Consider the following 19884-nt stretch of genomic DNA (forward strand, 5'->3'; position numbering starts at 1 on the left):
CTCCCACAAGATGAGGCAAACGCCATGTGGCGTGCGACGCGGTCGTCGGTGAGGAGGGTGGTGGTGAGCCTGCTGATGCTGGCCACGCTGCTCGTCTATGCCGCGCCGAGCCACGCCAACCTGGGGCCTCACCATGCGTCCCAGACTCCTCATGAGCACGTTCTGGTCGACGACCATGGCGACGCCATCGCGACCGTCCCGGACCACGAGCACAAGGAAGCTCCGTGTGGGGACCTTGGCCTGCTCGACGAAGGGGCCTGCTGCAGCGTTGCGCAGTGCGTCACCATGCACGGCGGTCTCCCCGCTGCGATGGTCGAGGCGTTCACCCCGCGCCTGAACACGTCGCAGCATCTGCCTGCCCTGGCCACGCCGGACGGCATCGGCATCGACCCGGCTATCCGCCCCCCGCTCTGACCATCTGACGCCACGAGTCCGCCCGCGCCCGACCTGAGCCTCGGCTCGGCGAGGGACGCCGGTCCCGGCCCTCGTGCGCTTGGCTTTTGCGTCCCCGGCGCTCCCGCGTGGAGTCCGTCCGGGATGGCTCGAACCAGATGATCCGATGGAGGACGCCATGTCGTCTCTCACCCGCAAGATGCTCCCGGCACTCGCGCTGACCGCCATGATGTCGGTCGCCCAGGCCCAGACCACCACAGAACAGGACCACAACGCCCATCATCCGGACGGTGCCGCGGCCACGACGCAGGCCCAGCCCGTTCCGGCCCCCACCCCCACCCCCACGCAGCCGACCCCGGGCGCGAAGCCCGGCGCGCCCGGCAACACGCCGATGATGGGTCAGGGCATGGGCAGCGGCATCATCGTCCAGCCCGGCACCCAGGCGCAGGGTGGCCAGCCCGGCATGATGATGAACATGGACCAGATGCGCTCGATGATGGGCGGCATGTCGGGCCAGCAGGACGGCCAATCAGGCATGATGGGGCCGGGCATGATGCCGATGATGCGCCAGATGATGATGGGCCAGCAGGGCGGAATGGGACTGCCCTTCGAGCACGTCGAGGGCCGCATCGCGTTCCTGAAGGCCGAACTCAAGATCACCGACGCCCAGGCGCCGCAGTGGAACGCCTTCGCCGACAGCCTGCGGGCGAACGCCAAGGCCCATCAGGCCATGCACGAGCAGATGACCAAAGGCGGCATGCCCTCCTCCTGGCCCGACCGGCTCGCTTTCCAGCAGAAGGCGCTCTCCACCCGGCTCGACGCCCTGAAGGCGCTGGAGTCCGCCGCCAAGCCGCTCTACGCCGTGCTGACCGACGAGCAGAAGGCGCTCGCGGACCGGCTGCTCCCCGGCCCCATGGGCATGATGTGAGGAGGCGGCCATGACGCACCACGAACACTCCCATCACGCTCCCGAGCCGCAGGCGCGCACGCCCTGGTACCGGACCTGGACCGGCTTGGCCGGACTCGGCGGGGCCGCCCTGGCGGCCGTGTACCTGTCGCTCTTCCACGTCGACCATGCGCTCGACGCGCTTCCGCTTCTCGTCCTGCTGCTGTGCCCGCTGATGCACCTGTTCATGCACGGCGGCCACGGGCATGGCGGTCTTGGGCATGGCGGCCACGGCGGGAATGGTGACGCCGACCGGCCGACCAAGCGGGGCACGCCATGACGCACGAAGCCTCCGCCTATGGCCTGTGGATGCTGGTCGCCCTCAACTCGGCCATCTTCATCATCTTCGCCTTCAGCTTCGGCAAGCCGCAGTCCCCCCGGGACTGGCGGTCCTTCGGGGCGTTCAGCGCCTTCATTGTGGCTCTGTTCACCGAGATGTGCGGCTTTCCGCTGACCATCTACCTGCTCTCGGGCTGGCTCCAGACCCGCCACCCGGGCCTCGACCTGCTGTCGCACGACGCCGGTCACCTTTGGTCGACCGTCTTCGGCCTGGAGGGCAACCCGCACGTCAACGTGCTGCACATCCTCAGCAACGTCCTGATCCTCGCGGGCTTCGTCCTGCTCTCGGCGGCCTGGAAAGTGCTTCACGCGGCGCAGAAGCAAGACCGGCTCGCCACGACGGACGTGTATGCCTATGTCCGGCACCCGCAGTACATCGCCTTCATCGGCATCCTGTTCGGCTTTCTGCTCCAGTGGCCGACCATCCTGACGCTGGCGATGTTTCCGCTGCTGGTCCTGATGTACGTCCGTCTGGCCCGGTCCGAGGAGCGGGAAGCCCTCCGGGTGTTCGGCGCCGAGTACGAGCGTTACGCCGCGGTCACACCGGGTTGGCTTCCGCGTCTCTCCTTCCGTGGGCCGAACCACCCCAGAGTGGGAGGGTCGTTCGGTGCGTGATTCTGGTTGGAAGCCCATGAAGCAAGCGGCGGCAACGACCGTCGCCGTGTGCCTGCTGGCGCTCCCGGCCGGAGCGCAGACGCTTCGGGACGCGGTCGAGGGCGCCTGGAAACTCAACCCCGAAGTCAGGGGCCTGGAGGCACAGAGGGCCGTGGCGACCGCCCGGCGCGGTGCCGGGGAGGCGCTGGTCCCGGCCGCCCCGGCGGTCACGCTGCGGCACACCAGCGACTACCTGAACCGGAACATCGGCCGGCGCGAGTACGAGGCCGAACTCGGCGTCCCGCTCTGGCTGCCCGGCCAGGGAACGGCGACCGTCCAGGCGGGCGACGCGCTTCTGGCGCGCACCGACGCCGAGATCGCCGCCCGCCAGCTGGCGGTCGCCGGGGAGGTCCGGACGGCCCAGTGGCAGGTCGCGCTGGCCGAGCGCCGCGCCGAGCTCGCCCGGCAGCGCCTCAAGGTCGCCCGCCAATTGGAGGCCGACACCCGGCGGACCGCCCGGGCCGGGGAGACCTCCGAGGCCGATCACCAGCTGGCCCGCGCCGAAGCCCTCTCCGTCGCCACGGACCTCCGCGACGAGGAACTGGCGCTGGAGGAGGCCCGTCAGGCGTTCCGGACTCTCACAGGGATGGCGCCGCCGAAGGCGGCAGCGGAGCCGGACATCGGCGAACCGCCGCTCGACCGGCACCCGTCGCTTCTGGCGGCGCAGCTGGGCGTGCGGGCTGCGCAAGCCCAGCGCCAACTGGTCGACCTGACGACGCGCGACAGCCCTGAGGTCGGGCTGATGGCCCGCCGCGAGCGCGACAGCCGCGAGGAACGCTACGACACCGTGTTCGGCGTCTCCGTCCGCATCCCGTTCGGGGTCGAGGCCGTGAACGCGCCCAAGCGGGCCGAGGCGGCGACCGAGGTCGTCCGCTCCGAGGCCGAGCAGGCCAACGCCGCCCGCACGGTCGAGTCCGACATCCGGCAAGCCCGCCTCGCCCACCAGGCGGCGAGCGAGCGCCTGTCGATCGCGCGCGACCGGGCTGCGGCCCTCAGGGCACGCCTGTCGAACATCGAGCGCGCCCGGAGGGCGGGCGAGATCAGCCTCGTCGAGTATGTGCGCGCCCAGGAGGCGGCCTTCGAGGCCGACCTCGCCCGCGCCACCGCCGAAGTCCAGCTCGGCGCCGCCCGCGCCCGTATGAACCAGTCCCTCGGAGTTCTCCCATGACCACCCGACGCCTTCTTGCCGCGACCGCCGTCGCCGCGAGCCTTGCCGCGCCGGTCGCCGTTCCCGCCCTCGCCCACGAGGGGCACGCCCATGGCGGCGAGGAGCCGAGGCCGGTCGTCACGACGGCCGCCCCCACCCTGGAGACGTCCTCGTCCGACTTCGAACTTGTGGCGGTCGCCCAGGGAAAGACCCTGCTCGTCCATCTGGACCGCTTCGCCACCAACGAGCCCGTGAACGGCGCCACCGTCGAGGTGAGCGCCGATGGCGAGGCCGCGACGGCCTCGCCCGTCTCCGGCGAGGAGGGCGTCTACCGCCTCGACCCGTCCTGGCTCTCCAAGCCGGGATCCCATGAAGTGACCGTCTCCATCACCGCGGCCGACGCGGCCGACCTGCTGATCGGTACCCTGGAGATCCCGGCAGGTGCGGCTGAAGCGCAGACCGAAGGTGCGCAGGGTGTTTCCGCCGTCCTCGGGCAGGTCAGGAACGATTCCGGCCTGATGCTGGGGGCGGTCATGGTCTTCCTGCTCGGGGTCCTGACCACCGTCGCCCTGACCCAGCGTGGACGCACGCGGACGGTCGCGGGCGCCGCGCTGGTCGGGATCGGCCTGCTGTTGGCGAGCGGCGCCGCCTTCGCCCACGGTGACGAGGACCACAGCCACGGCGACGAGGACAAGGGCAAGGCACCGGCGGCGGCTGTCCCGATGGGGGCGACCGGCGCCTCGGAAAGCCCGCGGCGCCTGCCGGACGGCAGCCTGTACGTGCCCAAGCCGTCGCAGCGCCTGCTGTCGGTCCGAACCATCGTTGCCAAGCCGCAGGAGGCGGCGCAGACGGTGCAGCTGATCGGCCAGATCATCGCCGACCCCAACGGCGGCGGCCATGTCCAGGCCACGCAGAGCGGCCGCATCGAACCGGGGGACAAGGGGCTGCCATACGTCGGCCAGCGGGTCGAAGCCGGGCAAATCCTGGCCTACATCGCCCCCGCCGTGACTTTCGTGGACCGCAGCGGCATCCAGCAGCAGATCGCGACGGTCGAGCAGGAACTGGTCATCGCCGAGTCCCGCCTCCAGCGGCTCCGGAAGCTGGAAGGCAGCGTGCCACAGCGCGACATCGAAGAGGCGGAGGCCAACCTCAACGGTCTGCGCAAGCGCCGCGCCGCCCTGTCCCCCGCGCTGACGACCAAGGAGGCCCTGCGGGCGCCCATATCCGGGGTGGTCACGGCCAACAACATCAAGGCCGGACAGGTGGTCGAGGGGCGCGACCAGGTGCTGTTCGAGATCGTCGACCCGTCGCGGCTGATGGTCGAGGCGGTCGCCTTCGATCCCCGGGTGGCGAACGCCATCAAGGCGGCCACGGCGATGACGGCCGACGGCACCAGCCTGTCCCTGGAACTCCTCGGCTCCAGTCTCGCGCTGCGCCAACAGGCGATCCCGCTGCTCTTCCGGATCGGCAATCCGCCATCGGGGCTCGGCGTCGGCCAGCCGGTTCGGCTCGTCGCCCAGGTGCAGGGCACCGCGTACGGCATCGTCCTGCCGCGGCAGAGCGTGGTGCGCAACGCCAGCGGCCAGCCCATCGTCTGGCAGCACGACACCCCGCAACGCTTCGTCGCCCGCCCGGTGCGCACGCAGCCCGTCGACGGCAACACGGTGCTCGTCCTGGCGGGTGTCGAGCCGGAGGCGCGCATCGTCACCGACGGCGCCGGTCTCCTCAACCAGGTCCGGTGAGGAGCGCCCCGCCATGTTCAACTTCCTCGTCAACACCAGCCTGCGCAACCGCCTCTTTGTCCTGGCCGCCGCGGCGATCCTCGTCGTCTACGGCTCGTTCGTTCTCAAAGACCTGCCGATCGACGTCTTCCCCGACCTGAACAAGCCGACCGTCACCCTGATGACCGAGGCCGAGGGGCTGGCGCCGGAGGAGGTCGAGCAGCTGGTCTCCTTCCCGCTGGAGACCTCGATGAACGGCATGCCGGGCATCACCCGCGTGCGCTCGGTGTCCGGCGTCGGACTCAGCATCGTCTTCGTCGAGTTCGATTGGGGCACGGACATCTACCGCAACCGCCAGCAGGTTGCGGAGCGGCTTGCCATCGTCCAGGGGCAGCTTCCGCCCAACGTCCGGCCGCAGATGGGGCCGATCTCCTCCATCATGGGCGAGATCATGTTGATCGCCATGAGCGGCGACGGCGTCGGCCCGATGGAGGTCCGTGAACTCGCCGACTGGGTGGTGCGGCCGCGGCTGCTCGCCATTCCCGGCGTCAGCCAGGTCATCCCCATCGGCGGGGAAATCCGGCAGTACCGCGTCGCCCCCGACCCGGCGCGCCTGCACGACCTGGAGATCACCACGGACGAGCTGGTGAAGGCGCTCCAGCAGTTCTCGGCCAACACCGGTGGCGGCTTCATCGACCAGCATTCCCAGGAGTACCTGATCCGCAACATCGGCCGGACGACCCGGCTGGAGGACCTGCGCAACCTCGTCGTCGCCTACAAGACGGGGCAGCCCATCTTGCTCCACCAGATCGCCGCCGTGGACTTCGCCGCCCGCGTTAAGCGCGGCGACGCGGGGGTCAACGGCAAGCCCGCCGTGATCCTGTCGGTGCAGAAGCAGCCCGGCGCCGACACCACGACATTGACCGACGAGGTGGAAGCCGCCCTGGGCGACTTGGCGAAGTTCCTGCCGAAGGGCGTCCACGCCGACGAGATCCTGTTCAAGCAGGCCAACTTCATCCAGACCTCCATCGGCAACGTGGAGAAGGTCCTGCTGGAAGCGGTGGCCGTCGTCGCGGTGATCCTCTTCCTGTTCCTGCTGAACGTGCGCACCACGTTCATCTCGCTGACCGCCATCCCGATCTCGATCCTGATCACCGTGCTGGTGTTCAAGGCGTTCGGCATGTCGATCAACACCATGACGCTGGGCGGCCTCGCCATCGCCATCGGCGAGTTGGTGGACGACGCCGTGGTGGACGTGGAGAACATCTACCGGCGCCTCGGCGAGAACCGGCGGGCTAGCAACCCGAAGCCGGTCCTGGAGGTGGTGGCCTCGGCCTCGCAGGAGGTGCGCTCGGGCATCGTCTACGCCACGGTCATCATCATTCTGGTCTTCGTGCCGCTGTTCGCCCTGTCGGGCATCGAGGGGCGGCTGTTCGCGCCGCTGGGCGTGGCCTACATCGTCTCGATCCTCGCCAGCCTCATTACGGCGATCACCGTCACGCCGGTGCTGTCCTACTACCTGCTTCCCAGGCTGAAGCGGCTGGAGGAGCACGACAGCTGGCTGGTCCGCAAGCTGAAGGCCGGGAACGCCCGGCTCCTGGGCTGGGCCTTCGCCAACCCGGGGACGCTGTTCGCCACCGTGGCGGCCGCTGTCCTGATCGCCGCGGCGACCGTGCCGAGCCTGCCGCGCGCCTTCCTGCCGCCGTTCAACGAGGGCACGCTGACCATCTCCATGGTGCTGAACCCCGGCATCTCGCTGGCCGAGTCCAACCGGGTCGGGCTGGCGGCGGAGAGGCTGATCATGCAGGTGCCCGAGGTGGCCTCCGTCGGGCGCCGCACCGGCCGCGCCGAACTCGACGAGCACGCCGAGGGCGTCCATTCCAGCGAGATCGACGTCGACCTGAAGCCGTCCGAACGCAGCCGGGCCGAGGTGCTGGCCGATGTCCGCACCCGGCTGGCCGCCCTGCCGGTGTCGGTGAACATCGGCCAGCCGATCTCGCACCGCCTCGACCACATGCTCTCCGGGGTGCGGGCGCAGATCGCGCTGAAGGTCTTCGGCGAGGATCTGGACACCTTGCGCAGCCTCGCCGGGCAGCTTCAGCAGAAACTCGCCGGGGTTCCGGGGCTGGTGGACCTCCAGATCGAGAAGCAGGTCCGCATCCCGCAGGTCCAGGTGGTCGTGGACTACGAGCGGGCGGCGCTCTACGGCGTGACCCCGGCCATGGCGACGGAGGCGCTGGAGAGCCTGTCCAACGGCCGCGTGGTGTCGGAGATCGTCGACGGCACGCGGCGCTTCGACGTGGTGCTGCGCCTGTCGGACGAGGACCGCACCACCAGCGGCCTGGCGAACCTGCTGGTCGAGACCCCGGCGGGGCGGGTGCCGCTCAGCCTGTTCGCCTCGGTCGAGGAGACGGACGGCCCCAACCAGATCCTCCGGGAGAACGGCAAGCGCCGCATCGTCATCCTCGGCAACTCCGACGGCCAGACGGACATGGCCCGGATCGTCGCGGGCATCCGCGACGTGGTCGCCCGGTCGCAGCTGCCGCCGGGCTACTTCACCAGCTTGGAAGGCACCTTCCAGGCGCAGGAGGAGGCGTCCAAGACCATCGCCGCGCTGTCGATGGTGTCGCTGGCGATGATTTTCTTGGTGCTGTACAGCCGCTACCGCTCGGCCGTGCTGTCGCTCATCATCATGGGCAACGTGCCGCTGGCCCTGATCGGCAGCGTGGCGGCGCTGTGGATCGCCGGGCAGCCGCTGTCGGTCGCCTCGATGATCGGCTTCATCACGTTGACCGGCATCAGCACGCGCAACGGCATCCTGAAGATCAGCCACTGCATCAATCTGGTCCTGCACGAGGGCGAGACCTTCGGCAAGGCCATGGTGATCCGGGGCAGCCAGGAGCGCCTGACACCCGTGCTGATGACCGCGCTGTCGGCGGGGGTGGCGCTGGTGCCGCTGATGATCGGCGCCGACGCGCCGGGCAAGGAGATCCTGCACCCGGTCGCCGTCACCATCTTCGGCGGGCTGGTCAGCGCGACCCTGCTCGACACGGTCCTGACCCCGGTCCTCTTCCTCAAGCTCGGCGAGAAGCCGCTGAATCGTCTGGTCGCCGCCCAGGCCGGTTCGCTGCGTCCGGCCGAGGCCTACTGATCCCCCTCACCCGGTTCATCCAGAAGGAAACCACACCGTGAAGTTCTCGACCCTCCTCCTCGCCGCCGCCCTCTTCACCGCCCCGGGCACGGCCTTCGCCGACGGCCCGAAGATTGGCCCCAACGGCGGCCAGCGCGCCGACGCGGGCCCCTACCATGTCGAAGTCGTGCTCAAGGGCAACGACGTCGTCCTGTACGTGACCGACGGCGCCGACAAGCCGGTCGATGTGACCGGCGCCAAGGCCGAGGCGACCGTCCTGGCGAACAAGCAGACCCAGAAGGTCGCGCTCGAACCCGCGGGTGGCAACGCCCTCAAGGGGCAGGCGAACCTCGGCGGCGCGCACGACAGCGTCAAGGTGGTCACCGCGCTGACCATGCCCGGCCAGAAGCCGGTGCAGGCCCGCTTCGAAATGGGCCACGCGGGTCACTGATACGGTTGGAAAATGATCGCTTTCATCACTCTCCAACCGTGAAACCCGGCAGATCAATGCTTTAGCATTGATCGAGAGGGTCATGCCGACGGCGCCTTCAGGTGCCATCGGCATGAGATCGGCATGGGCGGCATGAGGCTCCCCGTCCCATGCCGCCCCGCAAGCAAGGAGATGCGCAATGAGCGCCAAGAAGAAACTCGCCACGATGGCTGCCGTCCTGCTGGTCGGTGCCGTGGTCGCCGGACCGGTCCGGGCGGCCGAGACCCTCAAGCTGAACGAGGTCTCGCACCTCCACGGGATTGCCGTGGACCCCACAGACCCGTCGCGCCTCTATCTCGCCTCGCATCACGGCGTGTGGCTGACCAACCCCGACGGCACGGCCACGCGGGTATCCGACAACCGTTGGGACTACATGGGGTTCACACCGAATCCGGCGCAGCCCGACGCCTTCTTCGCCAGCGGCCATCCGGAGAAGGGCGGGAACCTCGGCGTCCTCGTCTCGACCGACGGAGCGAAGACCTGGAAGCAGGTCTCGGCGGGTGTGAACGGACCCGTGGACTTCCACGCGATGGACGTCAGCCCGGCCGACCCGACGGTGCTGTACGGGCACTATGGCAGCGTCCAGATCAGCCGCGACGCCGGGAAGACCTGGGAGGTGACCGGCAAGCCGCCCGTCGACATGTTCGACTTGGCGGTGTCCTCGAAGGAGCCGAACACCGTGTACGGCGCCACGCGCGCCGGACTGATGGTGAGCCGCGACGCGGGCAAGACTTGGCAGGCCGCCTACATCGTGCAGCGCCCGGCGACCATGGTCGCGACCACGAAGGACGGCGCCGCCTACGCCTACCAAGTCGGCACCGGCCTGCTCAAGACGACCGAGCCGAGCCTCGCGTGGCAACCGGTCAGCAACGGCTTCGGTGACGCCGTCCTGCTGCACCTTGCGGTCGACCCGACCAACCCCGAGCGGCTCTACGCCGTGACTGACAAGAGCGCCATCCTGGCCAGCCAGGACAGCGGCAAGACCTGGAAACCGTTCCGGTCGTGATGTGCCGGGGGATGTGGTGATGAAGGCGGTGAAGATTGGCGTTGGCTTGGCCATGGGCGCCGCGATCACGGTGGCTGGCGTCGTCCTGCTCCCTGGTCCCAAGGCAGGTGCCGATCCAACCGATGCCGCGCAGGTTGCCCAGGGCAAGGCGGTCTACACCGAGCAATGCGCGTCGTGCCACGGCGCGCGGCTCGAGGGCCAGCCGGAGTGGCAAAGCCGCAAGCCGGACGGCCGTCTGCCCGCGCCGCCGCACGACGCCTCCGGGCACACGTGGCACCACCCCGACGCCGACCTCTTCAAAATCACCAAGCAAGGCGTCGCCGAGTTCGCCCCGCCCGGCTACGAGAGCGACATGCCCGCCTTCGGCGGCGTGCTGAGCGATGCCGAGATCTGGGCGGTCCTGGCCTTCATCAAGAGCTCCTGGCCCGAGGAGATCCGTCGTCGCCACGCCACCCTGAGCGAACGCGCGAACAAGTGAGGAGCGGGCGCGAGCGGTCCGCACAACGCGCTTGACCTTCCAGTCATTGGAAGGCGGAGCCTTGGTTTGATGGATGCCATCGCACGCCGGTGCCGGGAAGCGCGAACGAACGCGGAGGCACCGATGCCCGCATGCGAAGGGAGAAGCGACCATGAACGACCAGCACCGCAGCCACGCACACCGTCCTGACCACCACGGTCACGGTGGGCACGACCACCACGCCGGTCCCGACGACCGGCCCAAGGTGAAGGACCCCGTGTGCGGCATGATGGTCGATCCCGAGCGGACCGGGCACCACGCCGGGCACGGCGGCCAGACCTTCCACTTCTGCTCGGCGCGCTGCCGGGAAAAGTTCGTCGCCGACCCGAAGCGGTACCTGAAGCCGGAGGCAACGCCCGCCGCTCCCGAGAAGGCCGCCCAGGCGTCGCCGCAGAAGGGCGTGATCTACACCTGCCCGATGCACCCGGAGATCCGCCAGGAGGGGCCGGGCAACTGCCCGATCTGCGGCATGGCCCTGGAGCCGGTCGGAGCCACCCTCGAGGAAGGGCCCAACCCGGAACTCGTCGACATGACGCGGCGGTTCTGGATCGGCTTGGTCCTGAGCGTGCCACTGCTGGTGCTGGAGATGGGCGGCCACATCCCGGGGCTTGGGCTCCACGACGTGGTGCCGCCCCGCATCTCCGTCTGGGTGCAGTTCCTGTTGGCGACGCCGGTGGTGCTGTGGGCGGGTTGGCCTCTGCTGGAGCGCGGCTGGCGGTCGTTCGTGAACCGCAGCCTGAACATGTTCAGCCTGATCGCGCTGGGCGTCGGGGTGGCCTACGTGTTCAGCCTGGTCGCGACGTTCCTGCCGGGCGTCTTCCCACCGAGCTTCCGCGGCATGGACGGCGTGGTCGCCGTCTATTACGAGGCGGCCGCCGTCATCACGGTGCTGGTGCTGCTCGGGCAGGTGCTCGAGCTCCGCGCCCGCGAGCAGACCGGCGGCGCCATCCGCGCGCTGCTCAACCTCGCGCCCAGGACGGCGCGGCGCATCCGTACCGACGGCGAGGACGAGGAGGTGCCGCTCGATGTGCTTCAGGTTGGCGACCGGCTGCGCGTCCGTCCCGGCGAGGGCGTGCCGGTCGACGGCGAGGTCCTGGAGGGCCGCAGCGCCGTCGACGAGTCCATGGTCACCGGCGAGAGCATGCCGGTCGGGAAGGAGCCGGGCGCCAAGGTCATCGGCGGTACCGTGAACCAGACGGGCGCCTTGTTGATGCGGGCCGACAAGGTTGGGTCCGACACCATGCTGTCGCGCATCGTCACCATGGTGGCCGAGGCCCAGCGCAGCCGGGCGCCCATCCAGCGCATGGCCGACGTGGTGTCCGGCTACTTCGTCCCGGCAGTCATCCTCGTGGCCGCCCTGGCCTTCGTCGCCTGGATGGTTTGGGGGCCGCAGCCCGCCTTCGCCTACGCGCTGATCGCGGCGGTCTCGGTGCTCATCATCGCCTGCCCTTGCGCGCTGGGGCTGGCGACGCCGATGTCGATCATGGTCGGTGTCGGCAAGGGGGCGACCGCGGGCGTCCTGATCAAGGACGCGGCGTCCCTGGAGCGGTTCGAGAAGGTCGACACGCTCGTCGTGGACAAGACCGGCACCCTGACGGAGGGCAAGCCGAAAGTGACCGCCGTGGTTCCGGGGCCGGGGATCGACGAGGCGGACCTTCTGACGCTGGCGGCGAGCCTGGAGCGGTCGAGCGAGCACCCGCTGGCGGCCGCCATCGTCGCCTCCGCCAAGGAACGGGGCCTGCCGCTGCGGGACGTCGCCGACTTCGGCTCCGTCACCGGCAAGGGCGTCGTCGGGACGGTCGGCGGGCGCACAGTGTCCCTCGGCAACGCCGCGATGATGCGGGACCAGGGTGTCGCGCTGGGCGACCTGGAAACGCGCGCCGACGACCTCCGGCGCGAGGGCGGCACCGCTCTCTTCGCCGCCATCGACGGCCAGCCCGGCGGCGTGATTGCGGTCGCCGACCCGATCAAGGCGACCACGCCGCACGCGCTGGAGACGCTCCGCAACGATGGTGTGCGGATCGTCATGCTGACCGGCGACAACCGGACCACGGCCGAGGCGGTGGCGCGCCGGCTGGGCATCGACGCGGTCGAGGCCGAGGTGCTGCCGGAGGACAAGAACCAGGTGGTGAAGCGGCTGAAGGCGCAGGGTCGGGTGGTGGCGATGGCCGGAGACGGCGTGAACGATGCCCCGGCGCTGGCCGAGGCCGACGTCGGCGTTGCGATGGGCACCGGCACCGAGGTCGCGATTCAGAGTGCCGGGGTAACGCTGGTGAAGGGGGATCTGGCGGGCATCGCACGGGCGCGGGCGCTCAGCCGGGCAACGATGCGCAACATCCGGCAGAACCTGTTTCTGGCGTTCGTCTACAACGCACTCGGCGTGCCGGTCGCGGCGGGTGTCTTCTACCCGCTGTTCGGGTGGACGCTGTCGCCGATCATCGCCGCGGCCGCGATGGCCCTGAGTTCGGTGTCCGTGGTTGGGAACGCGCTGCGGCTGCGTCGGCTCAAGTTGTAGAAGGATCGACGGAGAACACACCCGGTGCTTCGGGCGCGACAGAACGGTGTTCCCCCCCCGGCAGTGTGTCCCGGTCCTCGCACCCAAACCAGGCACCATGCGCAATGGGGCACCGTTCAAAGACTGGGTCTTGCCGGCTGGTCTGGAACGCGTCCGGCGCAAGTTCGCCGCCGCTGAGGTGGTCTTCGGCGACGCCAAGATGACCACCACCTTGCTCGACTGGCTCCCCCACCACTGCGAAATCCTCGAGACCGGCAACGAAAGCCGGCGGTTTAAAAACCGCGCCTGACCTCACCCGATGTCAGCCAAGTGGATCCACAACGCCTCCCCACCAGGAACTTCCTCGAAGTCAAGTCCTCACCAGAAAAGAAGCACACCGTCAGCGTCGATCAGGAGGGGGATGCGCCCCCCTCCATCACGATCATGCGGACCTGAAACCGTGCCATTCCTTACACGCCTTCTCGGTAGCGATGTCGCCAGCAGGATGAAGCCTAAGCTGACAAACGCATGCAACCTCGAAAGCGAGCAATACTGGTCACTTCAAGATCGAAACTTTACACATCAATCCGCGGTGCGTCCTAGAACGGAATTTCGTCGTCCAGGTCGTCGTGCTTGGGCGGAGCACCGCCGCCGCTGCGACCACCGCCGCCGCCACCGTAGCCACCACCGCCGCTGCCGCCGCCGTAGCCACCGCCACCACCGCCGCCACGCGACTCGTAGCCGCCACCACCGCCACCGCCGTAACCACCGCCGCCGCCGCCTTCGCCCTCACGGCCGCCGGTGAAGTCGATCTCGTTGACACGCACCGAAAGGCCGGCGCCGCGGGTGCCGTCGCGCTTTTCGAACTCGCGAAGCGTAACCTCGCCGGAGATCACCACGGCCTTGCCCTTGGTCAGGTGCGGCGCCAGAGCCTCCGCACGGCGGCCCCAGACGGAGCAGTCCACCCACTGGGTGGTCTTGCGGTCGCCGAATCCGACGTCGTTGGCGACGCGGAAGCCCAGAACCTTTTCGCCGCTCTGCGTGGAGCGAAGCTCGCCATCCGCGCCGAGGCGCCCCGTAAACGTCCATACATTCATCGCACGTGTCTCCTAGCGCGGGTTCCCGGTATCCCATCCGACCCGTTCGGGCGCCCGGCGGAAGGGCGTCCGGATACCGGGGGTGTCTGTTCGCAGGGCCGGTTTGATCCGTGGTCCGGTCCATGCCCGCCCCGCCTTGCTTCACAAAGCACGGGGGATGGGCACGGGTCAACCGCCGCCGCCGGAGCGTCTTGCCCCTTCCGTCCGGATCAACCCGCCCGGCCCGCACGAAAGAGAACACTCCATGAACAAACATAGCAGAGAGAGTCCGTGCCGCCAACCGATTCCTTGGTGGCTCCCCAACATCGTCTCCCCGGCGCCTCTCCGCTCCCTCCCCGGCGTTCCCGCATCCCGCCCCTGCGTCCCACGCGGCCGGAAAGGGACGCGCGCCGGTGGCAATACGCCTGCGCGTGGCACATATCTGTCCGGGCTTTCGGAGCTTTTTTTGGCGCCTTCCCTTCCCCTCCGGTTTCGGCTAAGAACACTCCATGAACAAGCACATCAGTGTCCGCGGCGCGCGGGAGCACAACCTCAAGAACGTCGATGTCGATCTGCCTCGGGACGAGCTGATCGTCATCACCGGCTTGTCGGGATCGGGCAAGTCATCGCTGGCGTTCGACACGATCTACGCGGAAGGCCAGCGGCGTTACGTCGAGAGCCTGTCGGCCTACGCGCGCCAGTTCCTGGAACTGATGCAGAAGCCGGACGTCGACTCGATCGAGGGGCTGTCGCCGGCCATCTCGATCGAGCAGAAGACGACCTCGAAGAATCCGCGCTCCACCGTCGGCACGGTGACGGAGATCTACGATTACATGCGCCTGCTGTGGGCGCGGGTCGGCATCCCCTACTCCCCGGCCACCGGCCTGCCCATCGAAAGCCAGACGGTCAGCCAGATGGTCGACCGCATCCTGGCGATGCCAGAGGGCACGCGCCTGCTGCTGCTGGCGCCGCTCATCCGTGGCCGCAAGGGCGAGTACAAGAAGGAGATCCAGGACCTCCGCAAGCGCGGCTTCCAGCGCGTGCGCGTCGACGGCACGATGCACGAGATCGACGAGGTCCCGGCGCTCAACAAGAAGCTGAAGCACGACATCGACGTGGTGGTCGACCGCATCGTCGTCCGCGAGGGGCTTGGCAACCGCCTGGCCGATTCGCTGGAGACGGCGCTCGGCCTCGCCGACGGCATCGTCTTCGTCGAGAACGCCGAGACGCACGAGCAGACCGTCTTCTCGCAGAAATTCGCCTGCCCGGTGTCCGGCTTCACGATCCCGGAGATCGAGCCGCGGCTGTTCTCCTTCAACAACCCGTTCGGCGCCTGCCCGGCCTGCGACGGGCTGGGCAGCAAGATCTACTTCGACCCCATGCTGGTCGTCCCGGACGAGCGGCTGTCGCTGAAGAAGGGCGCCATCGCCCCCTGGGCCGGCTCCTCCTCGCAGTATTACGTGCAGACGCTGGAGAGCATCGCCAAGCATTTCGGCGTCGCCATGGACACGCCCTGGGAGACGCTGCCGGAGAAGGTCCGCCAGACCATCCTCTACGGTTCCGACGGCGCGCCGATCACGATGACCTACGACGACGGGCTGCGCAGCTACCAGACGAACAAGGCCTTCGAGGGCATCGTCAACAACCTGGAGCGCCGCTACCGCGAGACGGAAAGCGCCTACATGCGGGAGGAGCTGTCCAAGTACCAGTCCTCCCAGCCCTGCGAGACCTGCAAGGGCGCCCGCTTGAAGCCGGAAGCGCTGGCGGTCAAGGTGCACGGCCAGCACATCTCCCAGGCGGCGGAGATGTCCATCGCCGACGCGGCGACGTGGTTCAGCACGCTGAACGACCATCTGCGCCCGAAGGACAAGGAGATCGCCTACCGCATCCTCAAGGAGATCAACGAGCGGCTGGGCTTCCTCAACGCGGTCGGGCTGGAATATCTGACGCTCAGCCGCGGCTCGGGATCGCTGTCCGGCGGCGAGAGCCAGCGCATCCGCCTCGCCTCGCAGATCGGGTCGGGCCTGACCGGTGTGCTCTACGTGCTCGACGAGCCGTCGATCGGCCTGCACCAGCGCGACAACGACCGGCTGCTGGCGACTCTGAAGCGGCTGCGCGACCTCGGCAACACCGTGATCGTGGTCGAGCATGACGAGGACGCCATCCGCACCGCCGACTATCTGGTGGACATGGGCCCCGGCGCCGGCCAGCACGGCGGCACCGTGATCGCCCAGGGCACCCCGGCGGAGGTCCAGGCCAATCCGGACAGCGTCACCGCCCAGTTCCTCAACGGCACCCGCTTCGTGCCGGTGCCGGACCAGCGCCGCCCCGGCCACAAGGGCCAGTTCCTGGAGGTGAAGGGCGCGCGCGCCAACAACCTTCAGAACGTCTCGGCGCGCATCCCGATGGGCACCTTCACCTGTGTGACCGGCGTGTCGAGCGGCGGCAAGTCCACCCTGATCATCGAAACGCTCTACAAGGCGGTGGCGCGCAAGCTGATGGGCGCCCGCGAGCATCCGGCGGAGCATGACGAGCTGCTGGGGCTGGAGAATCTCGACAAGGTCATCGACATCGACCAGTCGCCGATCGGCCGCACCCCGCGCTCCAACCCGGCGACCTACACCGGCGCCTTCACCCCGATCCGCGACTGGTTCGCCGGCCTGCCGGAGGCCAAGGCTCGCGGCTACGGCCCCGGCCGCTTCTCCTTCAACGTGAAGGGCGGGCGCTGCGAGGCGTGCCAGGGCGACGGCGTCATCAAGATCGAGATGCACTTCCTCCCGGACGTCTACGTCACCTGCGACGTCTGCCACGGCAAGCGCTACAACCGCGAGACGCTGGAGGTCACCTACCGCGACAAGACCATCGCCGACGTGCTCGACATGACCGTCGAGGAGGGCAAGGAGTTCTTCAAGGCGGTGCCCGGCATCCGCGACAAGCTGGAGACTTTGGAGCGGGTGGGCCTCGGCTACATCCACATCGGCCAGCCCGCCACGACCCTGTCGGGCGGCGAGGCGCAGCGGGTGAAGCTGTCCAAGGAACTGAGCCGCCGCGCCACCGGCCGCACCCTCTACATCCTCGACGAACCGACCACCGGTCTGCATTTCGCCGACGTCGAGAAGCTGATGGAGGTGCTCCACGCGCTGGTCGACCAGGGCAACACGGTGCTGGTGATCGAGCACAATCTGGAGGTCATCAAGACCGCCGACTGGATCATCGACCTCGGCCCCGAAGGCGGGACCGGCGGCGGCGAGATCGTCGCCGAGGGCACCCCGGAAGACGTGGTGAAGGTCAAGCGGAGTTACACCGGCCAGTATCTGGCCCCCTACCTGAAGGCGAAGCCGAAAAGCCGGAAGAGGGCGTAAAGAAGGGCCGGGGTCATCCCCGGCCCTTTTCTTTTGACCGATTTTTGTCCCGGAAACAAAGCCGCCGCGGGGGCGTTTCCTCTTCATCGTTCGCCAAACAGGATGGAGACGGAGCATGTCCAGGACCATGATGTCCGGTGTGGCGCTGGCCTTCGGCGCGGCCCTGCTGGTCAGCGCCTGCGGGACCGACGAGTCCACCAGCACCACGACCACCACCACGACCACCTCGCCCGGCTACGGCAATTCCAGCCTGACCACCCCGCCGACCGGCGGCTCGACCACCACCGAGCGCACGACGACGACCAAGAGCGAATAAGGACTCTTCGTTTCGCTCCCAAATGAAACGGCCGGTTCCGCACAGGCGGGACCGGCCGTTGTCTTGCCGATCTTTTCCTCGTTCGTCCTACCAACGTACAAGTTTCAAGGCCTCCCCGCTCGGCTAGGATTCCGCCGCGCGCCCAACGACGCGCGCGGATCAGCCGAACAACGGAGGGAACCCCATGCGCACACTGTTCGCGGTCGCGGCCACGCTGGCCGCTCTGGCAAGCCCGGCCCTGGCCGTCGAGGTCACGGAATCGACGACCCTGCCCTACCCGGTGGAAAAGGTCTGGCAACAGATCGGCCCCTTCTGCAACCTCGGCACCTGGCACCCGGCGGTGGAAAGCTGCACCCTGCGCCGGAAGGACGGCGCGCAGGAGCGCGTGCTGGCCCTCAAGGGCGGCGGCGCGATCGAGGAGCGGCTGCTCTCCTCCTCCGCCAGCAGCCACCGCATCCGTTATTCGATCCTGACCAGCCCGCTGCCCGTCAAGGACTACGCGGCCTCCCTGTCGGCCGAACCGGCGGGCAAAGGCACGCGCGTCGTGTGGAAGGCGCGCTACACCTCCAACGGCGCCAGCGACGAGGAATCGCGCAAGGTGATCTCCGGCATCTTCACCTCGGGCTTCGATGGGCTGAAGCAGAAGCTCGCCGCCCAGTAAGTCACCGCTGTTCGGCGGAGCGACCAGGATCGCCGGAACCGGCGGACGATCCTGGCCGCGATTCCGCGCCTTGGCCCGGGTTGGCCTTGCCGTGGCGACAATGACGGTCTACTTGTTCGGCAACTTTGTGGAAGTTGCTGATATGGTCGACACGTCCCTTTCCCCCGTTCACGTCATCGGCGGCGGTCTCGCCGGGTCCGAAGCCGCCTGGCAGCTCGCCCAGCGCGGCGTTCCCGTCGTGCTGCACGAGATGCGGCCCGTCCGCCCGACCGAGGCGCACAGCACCGACCAGTTCGCCGAGCTGGTCTGCTCCAACTCTTTCCGCTCCGACGACGCGGAGTACAACGCGGTCGGGCTGCTGCATGAGGAGATGCGGCGCTGCGGATCGCTGATCCTGCGCTGCGCCGACGCGCACAAGGTGCCGGCGGGCGGCGCTCTGGCCATGGACCGCGACGGCTTCGCTGGCGCGGTGACGGAGGCGATCACCGGACACCCGCTCATCACCGTGGAGCGCGGCGAGGTCGCCGGCCTGCCGCCGGAGGAGTGGGACAGCGTCGTCATCGCCACCGGCCCCCTCACCTCTCCGCCGCTGGCCGAGGCGATCCGCTCCTTCACCGGCGAGGAGTCGCTGGCCTTCTTCGACGCCATCGCCCCCATCGTCTATCTGGAGAGCGTGGACCTGTCCAAGGCGTGGTTCCAGTCGCGCTACGACAAGCCCGGCCCCGGCGGCACCGGCAAGGACTACATCAACTGCGCCTTCGAGAAGGACGAGTACCGCGCCTTCATCGACGCCCTGCTGACCGCCGAGAAGGTGGACTTCAAGGAGTGGGAGAAGAGCACGCCCTACTTCGAAGGCTGCCTGCCCATCGAGGTGATGGCGGAGCGCGGGGTCGACACGCTGCGCTACGGCCCGATGAAGCCGGTCGGCCTGACCAACCCGCACAAGCCGGAGCGCCGTCCCTACGCGGTGGTCCAGCTCCGCCAGGACAACGCGCTGGGCACGCTCTACAACCTCGTCGGCTTCCAGACCAAGCTGCGCCACGCCGAGCAGGCGCGGATCTTCCGCATGATTCCGGGCCTGGAGAAGGCGGAGTTCGCGCGGCTTGGCGGCCTGCACCGCAACACCTTCCTGAACAGCCCGCGCCTGCTGGACGGCGCGCTGCGGCTGAAGGCGCAGCCGCGCATCCGCTTCGCCGGGCAGGTGACGGGCTGCGAGGGCTATGTGGAAAGCGCAGCCGTGGGCCTGCTGGCCGGGCGCTTCGCCGCCGCCGAGCGGCTGGGCGGCGAGCCCTCCGCCCCGCCGGTCACCACCGCGCTGGGGGCGATCCTCGGCCACATCACCGGCGGCGCCAACGCCGACACCTACCAGCCGATGAACGTCAATTTCGGCCTGTTCCCGCCGGTGGACGAACGCATCCGCGGACGCGACCGCAAGCTGGCCTACACCCGCCGCGCGCTGGAGGATCTGGAGGGGTGGCTAAAGGCCGCACCCGCTGTCGCGGTCTGAAGCCCGGCAATTCCGGGAAAATTATCACGGAACTATAATAAAGGTCATAAGTGACGCTTAACCAATCCCATGGGACACTTTCTTTCGAATGAGCGGGAAAGTCTTCCGGCGGGATGGTTATGATT

16 protein-coding genes and 1 pseudogene are annotated in these 19884 nt (G+C 68.7%); 16 read left to right on the forward strand and 1 reads right to left on the reverse strand.

The window, feature by feature from the left end; genetic code table 11:
- The first annotated feature begins 63 nt into the window (after window positions 1-63).
- From D3869_RS16675 to D3869_RS34760, 12 genes and pseudogenes are all read left to right on the forward strand, one after another.
- A complete protein-coding gene (locus D3869_RS16675) occupies window positions 64-414 on the forward strand; it encodes a hypothetical protein (protein WP_137141083.1) in 351 nt (116 codons plus the stop codon).
- A gap of 157 nt (window positions 415-571) precedes the next feature.
- Complete coding sequence (locus D3869_RS16680; RefSeq protein ID WP_175426511.1) at window positions 572-1321, forward strand: Spy/CpxP family protein refolding chaperone; 750 nt, start codon at window positions 572-574, stop codon at window positions 1319-1321.
- A 10-nt stretch (window positions 1322-1331) separates the two neighbouring features.
- Window positions 1332-1619, forward strand: a complete 288-nt coding sequence (locus tag D3869_RS16685; RefSeq protein WP_137141085.1) for a DUF2933 domain-containing protein — start codon at window positions 1332-1334, stop codon at window positions 1617-1619.
- Window positions 1616-2293 (forward strand): methyltransferase family protein, encoded by a 678-nt coding sequence (locus D3869_RS16690; RefSeq protein WP_137141086.1) that lies wholly within the window; start codon window positions 1616-1618, stop codon window positions 2291-2293. Before D3869_RS16685 ends, D3869_RS16690 begins: the two co-directional genes overlap by 4 nt.
- A 16-nt stretch (window positions 2294-2309) precedes the next feature.
- Window positions 2310-3500, forward strand: a complete 1191-nt coding sequence (locus D3869_RS16695; RefSeq protein WP_137141087.1) for a TolC family protein — start codon at window positions 2310-2312, stop codon at window positions 3498-3500.
- The gene (locus tag D3869_RS16700; protein WP_137141088.1) at window positions 3497-5221 is read left to right on the forward strand and encodes an efflux RND transporter periplasmic adaptor subunit; all 1725 of its coding nucleotides are present in this window, start codon (window positions 3497-3499) and stop codon (window positions 5219-5221) included. Before D3869_RS16695 ends, D3869_RS16700 begins: the two co-directional genes overlap by 4 nt.
- Window positions 5222-5234: 13 nt before the next feature.
- Window positions 5235-8351 (forward strand): efflux RND transporter permease subunit, encoded by a 3117-nt coding sequence (locus tag D3869_RS16705; protein ID WP_137141089.1) that lies wholly within the window; start codon window positions 5235-5237, stop codon window positions 8349-8351.
- A 37-nt stretch (window positions 8352-8388) separates the two neighbouring features.
- On the forward strand, window positions 8389-8781 hold the full coding sequence (locus tag D3869_RS16710) for a hypothetical protein (protein ID WP_137141090.1): 393 nt from the start codon (window positions 8389-8391) through the stop codon (window positions 8779-8781).
- A gap of 178 nt (window positions 8782-8959) precedes the next feature.
- Window positions 8960-9826: a WD40/YVTN/BNR-like repeat-containing protein gene (locus tag D3869_RS16715; protein ID WP_137141091.1), complete on the forward strand. Its 867-nt coding sequence runs from the start codon at window positions 8960-8962 to the stop codon at window positions 9824-9826.
- A gap of 19 nt (window positions 9827-9845) precedes the next feature.
- Window positions 9846-10304: a c-type cytochrome gene (locus tag D3869_RS16720; RefSeq protein WP_137141092.1), complete on the forward strand. Its 459-nt coding sequence runs from the start codon at window positions 9846-9848 to the stop codon at window positions 10302-10304.
- Between the two features lie 151 nt (window positions 10305-10455).
- The gene (locus D3869_RS16725) at window positions 10456-12858 is read left to right on the forward strand and encodes a heavy metal translocating P-type ATPase (RefSeq protein ID WP_137141093.1); all 2403 of its coding nucleotides are present in this window, start codon (window positions 10456-10458) and stop codon (window positions 12856-12858) included.
- Between the two features lies 1 nt (window position 12859).
- Window positions 12860-13147, forward strand: a pseudogene (locus D3869_RS34760) (ATP-binding protein); the annotation flags it as partial.
- A gap of 289 nt (window positions 13148-13436) precedes the next feature.
- Here the strand turns inward: D3869_RS34760 and D3869_RS16730 are convergent.
- The gene (locus D3869_RS16730) at window positions 13437-13934 is read right to left on the reverse strand and encodes a single-stranded DNA-binding protein (RefSeq protein ID WP_137141094.1); all 498 of its coding nucleotides are present in this window, start codon (window positions 13932-13934) and stop codon (window positions 13437-13439) included.
- Between the two features lie 488 nt (window positions 13935-14422).
- Between D3869_RS16730 and uvrA the strand changes: the two genes are divergently transcribed.
- From uvrA to trmFO, 4 genes are all read left to right on the forward strand, one after another.
- A complete protein-coding gene (uvrA, locus tag D3869_RS16735; RefSeq protein WP_137141095.1) occupies window positions 14423-17275 on the forward strand; it encodes an excinuclease ABC subunit UvrA in 2853 nt (950 codons plus the stop codon).
- Window positions 17276-17390: 115 nt separating this feature from the next.
- The gene (locus D3869_RS16740; RefSeq protein WP_137141096.1) at window positions 17391-17591 is read left to right on the forward strand and encodes a hypothetical protein; all 201 of its coding nucleotides are present in this window, start codon (window positions 17391-17393) and stop codon (window positions 17589-17591) included.
- 184 nt (window positions 17592-17775) lie between these two features.
- A complete protein-coding gene (locus D3869_RS16750) occupies window positions 17776-18252 on the forward strand; it encodes an SRPBCC family protein (RefSeq protein ID WP_040134031.1) in 477 nt (158 codons plus the stop codon).
- A 142-nt stretch (window positions 18253-18394) separates the two neighbouring features.
- The gene (gene trmFO / locus D3869_RS16755) at window positions 18395-19759 is read left to right on the forward strand and encodes a methylenetetrahydrofolate--tRNA-(uracil(54)-C(5))-methyltransferase (FADH(2)-oxidizing) TrmFO (RefSeq protein WP_137141098.1); all 1365 of its coding nucleotides are present in this window, start codon (window positions 18395-18397) and stop codon (window positions 19757-19759) included.
- The last annotated feature ends 125 nt before the right edge of the window (window positions 19760-19884 follow it).

Source organism: Azospirillum brasilense (assembly GCF_005222205.1).
Taxonomy (GTDB): Bacteria; Pseudomonadota; Alphaproteobacteria; order Azospirillales; family Azospirillaceae; genus Azospirillum; species Azospirillum brasilense_G.